Origin of the sequence: Fulverythrobacter fulvus (genome assembly GCF_037154085.1) — a bacterium.
Lineage (GTDB): Bacteria > Pseudomonadota > Alphaproteobacteria > Sphingomonadales > Sphingomonadaceae > Andeanibacterium > Andeanibacterium fulvum.
In genome coordinates this window covers 49,522-60,738 of sequence record NZ_JBANRM010000008.1, presented here as the reverse complement: position 1 = coordinate 60,738, position 11,217 = coordinate 49,522, and the positions used below count along the sequence as shown (strand labels likewise).

Sequence of the window (11,217 nt, the reverse complement as noted above, 5' to 3'; positions counted from 1 at the left end):
AACTGCTGTCCGTCTATGTTGGCGACCGTCCCAAGCACCGCCTCTCGTTGGCGCCCCGTCCGGTGAGCAGCCCTCTAAGGGGGCGATATGATTCGAGCAAGCCCTATTTGCTGCCATTGCGAGAATAAACTGCAGGGCGGCCCTGAACCCCGCACAAAACCGTGCTTTTTGACCTGAAATCAAACTCTTCGAGCGATGCGAGACAGGGGAACAGCATATATCGGGAAGCGCCGCCGCACCGATTCCAGCGGGAAACGAATGGAAGTCTGAAGGGAATCGCCCCCTTGCCCTTCCCTTCAGGCGCCGCCTGTCCCGACGCCCCCTTCCCGATAAGCTCTCCTCTCCGTCAGGCCGGGCGCATCTGCACAGCGTCCGACGGCAAGGAACCATGATCCGGCACGAAGCGATCCGCCGCAAAGCTGTGGGGTACCTTTGCGCTGCCGCCATAGAGTTCGTGATGCGGCGCAGCTTCGGCAAAGGCCGATGCGAGGCAGAAGAGATTGGCGTGCGGCACATCGAGGCCATCGAGCGGGGTGCTTGCAAGCTCGGCCAGTATCAAATCCAGCCTGGGCATGACGGCGTCATAGAAGGCGGCGAACTCCTCCGCCGAAGCGGACCAGCGGATCGCATTGCGCTCGTTCTCGGTGGGACGGGCCCATTGGGCGGCCATGCCAGCCAGATCGGCGAAGGCGTCGGGAAGAAGTGGCGTGCTCGTCATTGGCGTTCTCCTCAGGCCTGCAGATAGCTGTCCAGCGTGCGTGCGGCGTGGCGGATCAGGAATTCCTGATCCATCAGCTGCATGTCGTCGATCGCACCCGAACGGATACCGGTGAACGTGTCTTCCATGGTCGCGGTATCCTCGAGCCACGCATTGCGGTGCAGTGCATTGACGTGGATCTGCGCCACGCGCTCGGCCGCGTTCCGCGCCGGACGGAAATAGTTGATCCCTTCCCAGAGCGTTCGGCCATGATCGAGCGGCCAGAACTGGTGGGTGAAATAGGCCATGCCCGGATAGCCGCAGCCCGACGCGAGGTGGATGAGCAGGTTGGGAAAGATGTTAGGCAGCTCGAACTGGAAATCCGCCCGGCCCGTGGGATTGATGCCTGGCGGCACGAGGTCCGGCCGCGGCCCATGTTCGCCATCGGCGTGGAGATATCCGGCAAAAGCCGCGGTCGAAGCGGCAGCCTCCATTCCCAGGCCGTAAATGGCCGAAGAAGCATGCGGGCCGATAAGCTTGAAATCGCTATGCTCGATGCCCCTGAAGCCGGGCAGGGATCCGGCATGGATCGTCGGCACGTGATAGCCTTCCGAGAAGGCATAGAGCGCAACCTTCCAGTTGCATTCCAGCACCGTGTGATAGCGGAAGGCGGTAGTCGCCTCGGCATAGGGATAGCCGGCGAAAAGCCTGCCGAAATCGCCCAGGAATTCTTCCAGCGTCTGCTCCGGCGGATTTGCCAGATTGATAAAGATGAAGCCCTGCCAGATGTCGCAGGGGATTTCCCGCAGACCAAGGCAGGCCTTATCGAGTGTGCCGAAACGGTCTTCCAGCGGTACGGAGCGCAGGGGGCCGTCCGTGCCGAAGACCCAGCCATGGAACCGGCAGGTCACGACATTGGCACGGGAATGGCCGAAGGTTTCGAATTCGCTGGTCGGCACCACCTTGTTGCCCCGGTGAGTGCAGACATTGTGGAACGCGCGAACCTTGCCATCCTTCCCTCGCACGATGAGCACGGAGGTATCCAGAACTGGCAGTTCCTTGACCTTGTAGTCGCCCTTGTTGGGGATTTCCCAATCGGTCGCCACTTTCAGCCAGGTGCGCTTGAAGATCTTCTCGCGTTCCAGCTCATAGATTTCCGGATTGCGGATCGCGTCGACGGAAATCGGGTCCACGCCCAGTTCCCGGCGAATATCCGCCACCGAACGTCCAAGATGGCTGAACTTTTCGGCGCCCGGCTTCAGGCTGGCACTAGCGGCATTGCTCATGTGAGACTCTCCTGATCATTCTATTCGGCCGCCCGCCCGATCACGCATCGGCAAGCGTTGGGGGCTTGGCGTTCCAGCCGCCCGGATAATGGGAAATGAGATCGGCCTGCAGTTCGAGCCGGGCAAAGCGCCAGCGACCTTCGGCCAGTGCGGCCGTTGCCAGATAGCGTCCGCCAATCCAATACGCCTTGCCGCTGGACGCGGTAGCTGCTTCCCAGAGATAGAAGTCCACTTCGCCCGACTGCATGTCCGCCGCGAGTTCGACACGCGGTGAAACCAGATAATGCAGGGTCCAGCGGAAACCGGCATCGGCATTTCCCGCAACGCCATCCGCAATCGCATCGCCGCCCCTGAGATGACCGTACTGGTCGATGAGGAATTCCGCATCGTCAGTGAACAGGGGCCGCAGGGCTTCGGCGCTGGGGCCGGCATCGAAGGCCCGCCCGAGATCGGCGATAAGATCGTCAATCGAGCGCAGTGCTTCCAGCCGGAGGATGCGGCTCTCGAGTGTGCTTTCAGGCATGGCGACCAGTCTCTCGCTGGGGGACGGGGCGCCCGCCATGCGGCAAGCGCCCCGCCATTGGTCAGAACGCGTATTTGGCGCTCAGATACCATTCGCGCGGGCGGCCATAGACACCCTCGATGACCCCGCCGAAGGAGTCAGCGTAACCCGAGCCGAGATAGACCTCGTCCGTCAGGTTCTTCACGCCAAGGGCCACGCTCCACTTCTCGCTTTCGTCCCGATAGGTCAGCGAGGCGTTGAGCAGGTGATAACCGTCCTGCACCAGTTCCGGCGTGTTCACGGCGTCATTGTAGACCGTGGAACGGTAAGACCAGTCGACACGCGGTGTGAAGCTGCCCAGCCCCTGCGCCTCGATCTTGTAGGAAATACCGGCGCTGAGGGTCCATTCGGGTGCGTTCTGCAGCTTGGTATCGGTCGTGACGCCGGCATTCAGCGCGCGAATATCGACTTCGCGATATTCGGCATCGAGATAGCCCATGCCCGCTTCGATCTGCAGGCCGTAGACCGGCTGAGCCGTCAGTTCCAGTTCGACGCCCCTGATCCGCGCCTTGGCGGCGTTCTGGATGATCGGCGCAAAGCCCAGGGTCGGATCGTTCACGGTGATCTGCAGATCGTCGTAATCGTTCTGGAACACCGCGCCGTTCAGGCGCAGACGGCGATCGAACAGGTCGGACTTGAAGCCGATTTCGTAGGTCTTGCTGGTTTCCGGCTCAAAGGAGGGGATGAACGAGAAAGGCGGGAAGACGCGCTGAGTGAAGCCACCGCCCTTGAAGCCCTGCGAGAAGGAAACATAGGTCAGCAGTTCCGGGCTGAAGCGATAGGAAAGGCTGACCATCGGCGTCCACGCCCGGTCCGCGATCTTGGCCGTCTGGCCCAGCGGCCCCATCAGCGGATCGCCGTCCGCAAGGCCCGACCCATCAGGATTATAGGGCGCGCCGGTAAGGAAGCCGGCTTCGACGACATACTGGTTCTCGTTGCTGAAGCTCTTCTTGTCCTCGGTCCAGCGCAGGCCGCCCGTGAGGTTCAGGTCGGGCACGATTTCCCAGGTCGCCTGCCCGAAGAAGGCCAGGCTCTCACCCTCCAGCGCCGCGCCGCTCATGAACACGGCATCGACGATGTTCACCAGATCCCGGTGATTGCCGCTTTCGCTGGAATAATAGCCGCCCAGAACCCAGTTGATTCGCCCATCGGCGAATTCACCCAGCAGCTGCAATTCCTGCGAGAACTGGTCCTGCTTCCAGGAGCTGTTGGTCTCGACGATGGTTGCCGGGCTGTGGTCGGAGTCGCGGGTCCAGAAGCCGGTCACTTCGCGATATGCGGTGATCGACTTAATCGAGATCGCATCGGAGGCCTGCCATTCCATCGTGGCCGATGCGCCCCAGATATCGACGTTAGACGCCGACTGATACTTGTCCGGATTGCCGTTGGTGAAAACGTCGGAAATCGACGTGAAGGTGCCGCCATGGCGATAGGGGCCCATAGCCCACTGGCTGTTGAAGCAGTTCTGGTTGGTCAGACGGGCCGCGTTGGTCGTATCCGTGCAGATCGCCGCAGCACCTGAGTATAGCGCGTTCCAGACAGAGGGAGCCGGTGCGGTCTCGTCGATCTTGAGCGCGACGTTCGGAGCGGAATTCTCCCGCGTGCGCGAACCGTCGATCGACAGGTCGATAGTGAAATCGCTCGAAGGCTCCAGCCTAAGGGCGAAGCGCCCGCCAAGCTGGTCCGTATCGCCGAGGTTCGGCGCACCTTCCACCATGCCCTTCACATATCCATCGCGCTGATGGATGAAACCAGCAACGCTGGAATAGATGCCATCGGCCAGCGGGAGATTGAGCGAGCCCTTAGCCTGGAAGCGACCGAAGCTGCCCGTGGTCAGTTCGAGTGAGCCCGCAAACTGATCGTCCGGCTTCTTGGTAACGACACTGACGGCGCCGCCGATAGTGTTGCGGCCGAAGAGCGTGCCTTGCGGCCCGCGCAGCACTTCGATGCGCTCCACATCGAGCACGTCGAGCACATTGCCCACCCCGCGCGAGATATAGACGCCGTCCAGATAGAGCCCGACGCCCGGATCGGCGGACAGCTGGTAATCGTTCTGGCCGATACCGCGGATGAAGATGGCCGCAGTGGCGTTACTGGCCGAAACCGGCACCGAACTGTTGAACTTCACGTTGGGCGTGAAGTCGCCGATCTGGGTTACATTATCGATCCCCCTCGCCTCGAGACCGGCTGAGGTCACGGCAGAGATGGCGATCGGCGTATCCTGCAGCGATTCTTCGCGGCGGCGCGCGGTAACGGTGATCTCTTCCACACCGCCGCCGCCCTGCTCGGCAGCTGCGGCAGCAGCTTCCTGCGCATAGGCAGGCGCGACAGGCACGGTCAAAGCTGTCAGCGATGCGCCAAGGCAAAAGCCCCATTGCGCAAGCCGCCCTACCGGACGGGCAGTAGCCGCCTGGCGGCCGACCGCGAAATCTACGAACTGAACTCCCCGATTTCTCATCATATTCTCCTGTTGCCCGAGCTTGTGTTTCCAAGCATCACGCCCTCATTGCGCCCCGGCCGCCCAGGATATTGTCTGCAGTTCTGCCTGCATGATGGTCTGTCGAACCACGGCCAAGTAACCGTTCCTGCATCTTCCGTATCGGCCCTGGCCGCTAGCCTCTGACCGCTGCAAGCGACACAAAACTGCCATGGAATGGAAGCGCTGCAGGTCTTCCCCAGACTGCAACATTACTGCCGCTCGCGGCCTGTAAGCAGGCGCGAGATCTGCACCGGGCAGGTATATTCAATGAATGAGCCGAACACGCGGTCCATGCCGCACAAATGGGCGAACGTCCCGCATCCGCCGGACGCGAGGAGCAGCAGATCAGGAGCCCGCAACGGCCGGCTCGGAAGGCCAGATCAATGGATTCGCTTGAGTGTCTCCGACGGGCGTTCGCCAAACCATTCCTGATAATCGCGCGCGAATTTGGAAAGGTGAGTGAACCCGCACTGAAGTGCCACTTCGGTGACCGAGAGGCCGTAATCCGCCGCATGCTCCAGCTGCTCGCGGGCCAGCGAAAGCCGGCGCAACTTGAGGTATTTCATCGGGGTCGTGTCCCGGAACCGGCGGAACCCTGCATGAAGCGAACGAGCCGACACGCCCGAGACGGCAATCATCTCATCAAGCGTGATCGGATCGGTGATGTTCTGATGGATGAACTCTTCCACCCGCCTCACGTAATAGGGTGCTGGGGACGAGAGCGGCGCATTGAACAGATCGCTGTGATTATGCGGCACGGCCGTCAGCAGCAGGCGCTGCAGCGTCCTCTCAAGAGAACCCGCCGCGCGCCCGCGAGTGAAGGCAGAGGAACCGCAATCCAGATCGTCGCAAATCGCGCGGATCAGCTGCACGAAGCTGGCTGCCGCCCCTTTGAGGGGAAGCGGATGAGGATGGAAATGCAGATTGCCCGGGCGAAAGCCCAGCTCCTGCTTGAGCGCCCCTTCCAGTCCTTCCTTGGACAGCTTGACGGTGAAATGCTTGTAGCCCTCGCCAAAGGTCTGCCGGACCCGAACGTCCGGATCGAGCACGCACATTTCCCCGGGCCGCAGGGCAAAGCTGTTCTGCCCCTGGCTGATTTCAGCAACACCGCTCAGCGAGAATTGCACGAGGAACAGGTCCTCCATCGGCGGAATATTGACGACGACCCGCCCATAGGGATTGCCGTAATCCGTCGCATTGAAGCTGGTGGATTCTAGCGAAGCATGATGGTGGCGGAAATCGATGGGCGGATTGCCGCCTTCGATGAACAGGTCGTGCGGACAGAACATCCTGCTCATGTGGTGGTGCACAACATCGATATCCCGCGTGTGAAGGCGGGACATGCTGGGCAACGGCAGATCAGTGCCGTCCCAAAACCTGCGTGTTTCTGCCTGGATCATCATGACTCGCTTCCCCGTACCAAGGGCCCTTCCCTGTCACGCGAACGAGAATATTCCGTCCGCGACGCGTTCCGGTGCCTCATAACTCCGCTTGCTGTGCGTCAGCCGCAGATCGAGCATCATCTCGCATGTCTTGAAACCTACCAAGCCCGGATTGAGGACCGGCACGGAAAGCCGGTCTTCAAGGAAGGCATGCGATTGATGCATGGTTGTCGAGCCAAGGATGAGGACATCTGCCCCATCCTCTTCCACGGCGCGCTGTGCGGCATCCAGCAGCAAGGGGAACACGCTGTCCTCCTTGCCTGCCAGCAGTTCCGCCGTATCGGGACGCACTCCGATCGTGCGGATCGAGGCCAGCCTGTTGCCAAGCCCCTGCTCGTGCAGCGCCTTGTCGTAAAGCCAGCGCCAGCGGTCCCACATGCTCAGAATCGAGAACTTCCGGCCTAGCTGGCAAGCCAGGTGATAGGTTGGCTGAGCCGTGCCTACCACGGGAATAGAAAGGCGTGACCGCAGTGCCGTCACACCGGAATCGCTCATCGAATTGATGCAGACGGCGGAGAAGCCCTCCTCCTCCGCCCTCGCGCCTGCTTCAAGGCAATAGGCGTCTGCAATCGCCCCTTCATAGAGCGAGTCCAGCGCCCTGCCACCGCGTGCGGCACAGGCAAATTCGACAGAAATATCAGGACGCAACAGGCCAGGCGGTATCTGGCTGGCGAATGCCTCCAGCGCCTCGGCCGGAACCGGTACTGGTATGATCATTTTGATACGTTGCGTCATACAATTCCCTTGGAAAGTATTGTGCGGCAGTCACGGCACCGTAATCAAAAACAGATAGCTCTCTCCCGGAAATGCTGACGCAGGCTGTCGACTGCGCGGACGCTTGTCCAATACCTATTGGCCAGAAAATCATACCTTTTGAGTATTATTGACGCTGCGCGCATATTCCGCGCTTAGCGGCCAGATCCTGCACGGAAAGGATAGTCAGTGCGGGCGCCACAGGAGCAGCCTCTCCGGGTAATCGAAACGGAGAGAATCCTCGTGAGTGCAAGCCTGCCCCAAGGTTTCGAAGACCTGCTACCGTTCATTGACTGGGCACAGCAGACCGAGCTGGACCGCAATGCCAAGCGCTGGTCGGCGTCGCTCGAGGAGAGCCGCTCGTTCTACGACACGATGATCGCGCGTGGTCCGGCCGCGCTCAAATATCTGAGCCAGTTCGAGCTGAAGGATATCGCCGGACCGGACCGCACCCTGCTCGATATGTGCCTCGCCCTCGCCGAGTGCTCCGCCACGATCGAGATGTATGGCGAGCCGCAGCCCAAATACGTCTTCCCGATCCAACGTTTCGTCCCAACCCACGACGCCTGGCCGCTGGCCTGAGCGGGAGACAAGCCATGTCCACCAAACCCTGCCGCTTCATGGACCAGTATCCCGAGGAAGGGCGTGGCCCGATCCCGGTGGAGCGCTACACCTCGCCCGAATATTTCGAGAAGGAACGCAATGCCGTTTTCTTCCGCAAATGGCTGAATGTGGGCAACATTCTCCAGGCACCGAAGCCGGGTGACTATTTCGTGGTGGATCTTGCGATCCTGAGGACCTCGGTGCTCATCATGCATGGCAAGGACGGAAAGTTCCGTGCCTTCCACAATATGTGTTCCCACCGCGGCGCCCCGCTGGCCTGGGACAAGCAGGGCTCCTGCCGTGGCTATATGGCCTGCCGTTTCCACGGCTGGGTCTACGACACCGCCGGAAAGCTGGTGAAGGTCACCGATGCAGAAAACTTCCCTAGCGTGGACGCCGAAAAGAATGGCCTGACGCCCATCCATTGCGATGTCTGGGAAAGCTTCATCTTCATCAACATGGCGGCGGAGCCTGAAGAGACCCTGGCGGAATTTCTGGCGCCCGTTTCGGAAGAGATCGGCCGCTTCGATTTCAGCGGCTTCACCCCGGCCTTTTCCTATCGCATCGACGAGCAGGTCAACTGGAAGACGCTGCAGGAAGCCCAGCTTGAGGGCTGGCACCTGCCCTATCTGCACGAGAAGACTCTCGCCCGCGCCGTGAAGGTGGAAGGCCAGCAATATCGCCATGCGGCCATCGAACTTCACGGGCTGCACGGCGTGCTGGGCTCGCCCCCGCCGGACAGCTTCACGCCCCCGCCCACTGCCATGCTGGCCAGCCAGTTCGGCACCGGGACAGTGCAGGCCTTCGGTTCGAAGACAGAGAACGAAGGCGAAGGCTACCGTTTCCGCGGCTCATTCGACTTCTGGCACATCTTCCCTAACTTCTTCGTGGGCCTGCTGAACGGCCTCTATTTCACTTTCAACATCTGGCCCGTCGCGGTCGACCGCAGCGTGTGGGAGATCAAGGGCTATTACCCGCCGGTCCGCACGGCCGGCGAATTGTTCGCCCGCGAATATTCCAAGGTCGGGCTGCGCGATCCGATGATGGAGGACTGCTTCACGCATGAACTGATCTGCGCCCAGCTGAAATCCGGCGCGAAGGACGCAATCCACTTCCAAGACGAGGAACTGCTCGCCCGCCATCTCGGCAACGGAGTGGACCTGTGTGTGCGGGGCCTCGCCTGACGATCCCCATGGCCAGCGCACCGGACAGCCACATGAACCAGACAGCCCACGCCGATGTGGTGATTATCGGAGCCGGCCATGCCGGTGCGGAGCTTGCCGTAGCCCTGCGCAGGAAGGGCTTTGGCGGCTCGATCCTGATGATCGGCGCGGAAAGCGCGTTCCCCTATCAGCGCCCTCCCCTCTCCAAGGACTATCTGCTGGAAAAGACCGGGCGGGATCGTCTGGCCCTGCGGCCGGAGGGTTATTGGCAGGACGCGGGGATCGACCTCGAGCTTGGCCATGCCGTCGTGAGCCTGGACAAGGCCGCCAGCCGGATTCAACTCGACGATGGCCGCTCGATCGGTTTCGACTGGTGCGTTCTGGCAACCGGAGGGCGCGCAAGGCGACTGAACTGCCCAGGGGCAGACCTTACCGGTATCCACACACTGCGCACGCTGGCCGATGTCGACGCGATCCGCACGGAACTCGATAGCGCACAGGCACTGGCCGTCATCGGTGCAGGATTCATCGGGCTGGAATTCGCGGCGGTCGCGCGGCATCTGGGCAAAGACGTGACCGTCATCGAGGCCCTGCCTCGCCTGCTTTCCCGCGCCACCTCTCCGCTGGTTTCGGACTTCTTCGAGCGCCAGCACCGCCGCCACGGTGTGCAGTTCCGGTTCGGCCATGGCGTAGCCGCCTGTGAGGGCGATGGCCGGATTGCTGCCGTCGTTCTGGAAGACGGCAGCCGGATTGCGGCCGACATGGCCATCGTCGGGATCGGGATCGACGCCGAAACCGCGCTTGCCGAAACAGCCGGGCTGGATTGCGACGGCGGCGTGCTGGTGGACGAATGCTTCCGCACATCCGCGCCGAACATTCTCGCAATCGGCGATTGCGCACGCCATCCCAATCCTTTCGCTGGCGGGTTGTGGCGGCTTGAATCGGTGCAGCACGCCCAGGATTCGGCAGCCGGAGCCGCCGATACGATCATGGGCAGTCCCGCGCCCTACCACAGCATCCCGACCTTCTGGTCCGACCAATACGACCTGCGGCTGCAGACGGCGGGGCTGAGCAAGGATGCTGACGACATCCAGATTCGCGGCGATACCGATCAGGGGCCGTTTTCAGCGATCTATCTTCGCGACGGCAAGGTCATCGCGATCGATGCGATCAATTCGGCACGCGACTTCATGGCCGCACGCAAGCTGATTGCCGAAGGGGCCCGCCCCGATCCCGCGAAACTGGCCGATGCCAGCCTGCCGTTGAAGGCGCTGGCCTAGCTGTGAGTCTCGCCCCTGCCCTTATGCAGCTCGCAGCTGATCGCGATGAGCCTCTCCAGTTCGGGGGACACGTCGCCAAGACGGTGGATCATCATGATCGGAGACTGCGCCGCCGTGTCCGAGATCGGCAGGTAAGTCACATCGTCCCGGCGCAGGCGCTGGACCGATTCAGGCACAAGGCACAGCCCCGCATTCGCGGCAACCAAGCCAATCGCGGTCTGCAATTCATGCACTTCCATCACGGAATGCGGCTGCAGTCCAAGATCGTGGAACGTGCCGAGCACATGGTCGGCATAGCTGGGGCGCGCCGGGCGTGGATAGACGATCAATTGCTCCGCCGCGATCTCCGACAGCCTGACCGGCCTGCCCGCCAGGGCAAGGGCGTGATCGACCGGAACCACGGCGACCAGCTTCTCCTCTGCCAGGACAAGCCTGCGGATCGCCGGGTCTTCGACCCGCAAGCGGCCGAAGCCCACATCGATGCGCCCTTCCTTGAGAGCCGTGATCTGCGCCACGGTCGAGCATTCGAGCAGCGACACGTCGACATTGACCAGACCATCGCGGAAGCGCCGGATCACTTCCGGCAGCAGGCCGTAAAGCGTCGATCCAACGAAGCCGATCACGAAGCGGCGATGCTCGACACCGCCGATCTTGCGCATCATCCATTGCAGCTGCTCCATGCCGGAAAGAACCTGCACGGCATGTTCGTAGAACAGGCGGCCTGCCTCGGTCAGCCTGACCGGCCGGACGTCGCGATCGAACAGTTCGGTCCCCACCTCCTCTTCCAGTTGGCGGACCTGCCGGCTCAGCGGCGGTTGGGCAATGTTGAGCTTCTCGGCCGCCTTGGTGAAGTTCCGTTCATTGGCGACCGTAACGAAATAGCGAAGTTGGCGGATGTCCATATGATACCCCAAAGGTATTTTATGGGACCAAGACAGTCTTGGGCTTATTC

The 11,217-nt window shown here is 61.6% G+C and carries 10 protein-coding genes; 3 read left to right on the top strand and 7 right to left on the bottom strand.

Features of this window, described 5'->3' with window-relative positions; translation table 11 throughout:
* Nucleotides 1–346 precede the first annotated feature (346 nt).
* From WFP36_RS16505 to WFP36_RS16480, 6 genes are all read right to left on the bottom strand, one after another.
* Nucleotides 347–718: a hypothetical protein gene (locus WFP36_RS16505; protein ID WP_336982136.1), complete on the bottom strand. Its 372-nt coding sequence runs from the start codon at nt 716–718 to the stop codon at nt 347–349.
* 11 nt (nt 719–729) lie between these two features.
* On the bottom strand, nt 730–1,983 hold the full coding sequence (locus WFP36_RS16500) for an aromatic ring-hydroxylating oxygenase subunit alpha (protein WP_336982135.1): 1,254 nt from the start codon (nt 1,981–1,983) through the stop codon (nt 730–732).
* Between the two features lie 40 nt (nt 1,984–2,023).
* Nucleotides 2,024–2,545, bottom strand: a complete 522-nt coding sequence (locus WFP36_RS16495) for a nuclear transport factor 2 family protein (protein ID WP_336982133.1) — start codon at nt 2,543–2,545, stop codon at nt 2,024–2,026.
* Between the two features lie 22 nt (nt 2,546–2,567).
* Complete coding sequence (locus WFP36_RS16490; RefSeq protein ID WP_336982132.1) at nt 2,568–5,003, bottom strand: TonB-dependent receptor; 2,436 nt, start codon at nt 5,001–5,003, stop codon at nt 2,568–2,570.
* A 401-nt stretch (nt 5,004–5,404) separates the two neighbouring features.
* Nucleotides 5,405–6,322, bottom strand: coding sequence for an AraC family transcriptional regulator (locus tag WFP36_RS16485; protein ID WP_336982130.1), 918 nt, complete (start codon nt 6,320–6,322; stop codon nt 5,405–5,407).
* Between the two features lie 138 nt (nt 6,323–6,460).
* Nucleotides 6,461–7,183: an aspartate/glutamate racemase family protein gene (locus WFP36_RS16480; protein WP_336982129.1), complete on the bottom strand. Its 723-nt coding sequence runs from the start codon at nt 7,181–7,183 to the stop codon at nt 6,461–6,463.
* Nucleotides 7,184–7,462: 279 nt separating this feature from the next.
* Between WFP36_RS16480 and WFP36_RS16475 the strand changes: the two genes are divergently transcribed.
* The 3 genes from WFP36_RS16475 to WFP36_RS16465 are packed head-to-tail and all read left to right on the top strand — an operon-like array spanning nt 7,463 to nt 10,265.
* Nucleotides 7,463–7,801 carry a hypothetical protein gene (locus tag WFP36_RS16475; RefSeq protein WP_336982127.1) on the top strand — a complete coding sequence of 113 codons (339 nt, stop codon included), beginning with the start codon at nt 7,463–7,465 and terminating at the stop codon, nt 7,799–7,801.
* Nucleotides 7,802–7,815: 14 nt separating this feature from the next.
* Nucleotides 7,816–9,006, top strand: a complete 1,191-nt coding sequence (locus tag WFP36_RS16470; RefSeq protein ID WP_336982126.1) for an aromatic ring-hydroxylating oxygenase subunit alpha — start codon at nt 7,816–7,818, stop codon at nt 9,004–9,006.
* A gap of 32 nt (nt 9,007–9,038) precedes the next feature.
* Nucleotides 9,039–10,265 carry an NAD(P)/FAD-dependent oxidoreductase gene (locus WFP36_RS16465; protein ID WP_336982124.1) on the top strand — a complete coding sequence of 409 codons (1,227 nt, stop codon included), beginning with the start codon at nt 9,039–9,041 and terminating at the stop codon, nt 10,263–10,265.
* Here WFP36_RS16465 and WFP36_RS16460 read toward each other — a convergent pair.
* Nucleotides 10,262–11,167, bottom strand: a complete 906-nt coding sequence (locus WFP36_RS16460; RefSeq protein WP_336982122.1) for a LysR family transcriptional regulator — start codon at nt 11,165–11,167, stop codon at nt 10,262–10,264. The genes WFP36_RS16465 and WFP36_RS16460 overlap by 4 nt on opposite strands.
* Nucleotides 11,168–11,217 lie beyond the last annotated feature (50 nt).

What these genes read in the sequence shown, in the direction of transcription:
- WFP36_RS16505 (WP_336982136.1), bottom strand. Translation starts at nt 718, where the DNA reads ATGACGAGCACGCCACTTCTTCCCGACGCCTTCGCCGATCTGGCTGGC.
- WFP36_RS16500 (WP_336982135.1), bottom strand. Translation starts at nt 1,983, where the DNA reads ATGAGCAATGCCGCTAGTGCCAGCCTGAAGCCGGGCGCCGAAAAGTTC.
- WFP36_RS16495 (WP_336982133.1), bottom strand. Translation starts at nt 2,545, where the DNA reads ATGGCGGGCGCCCCGTCCCCCAGCGAGAGACTGGTCGCCATGCCTGAA.
- WFP36_RS16490 (WP_336982132.1), bottom strand. Translation starts at nt 5,003, where the DNA reads ATGAGAAATCGGGGAGTTCAGTTCGTAGATTTCGCGGTCGGCCGCCAG.
- WFP36_RS16485 (WP_336982130.1), bottom strand. Translation starts at nt 6,322, where the DNA reads ATGAGCAGGATGTTCTGTCCGCACGACCTGTTCATCGAAGGCGGCAAT.
- WFP36_RS16480 (WP_336982129.1), bottom strand. Translation starts at nt 7,183, where the DNA reads ATGATCATACCAGTACCGGTTCCGGCCGAGGCGCTGGAGGCATTCGCC.
- WFP36_RS16470 (WP_336982126.1), top strand. Translation starts at nt 7,816, where the DNA reads ATGTCCACCAAACCCTGCCGCTTCATGGACCAGTATCCCGAGGAAGGG.
- WFP36_RS16465 (WP_336982124.1), top strand. Translation starts at nt 9,039, where the DNA reads ATGAACCAGACAGCCCACGCCGATGTGGTGATTATCGGAGCCGGCCAT.
- WFP36_RS16460 (WP_336982122.1), bottom strand. Translation starts at nt 11,167, where the DNA reads ATGGACATCCGCCAACTTCGCTATTTCGTTACGGTCGCCAATGAACGG.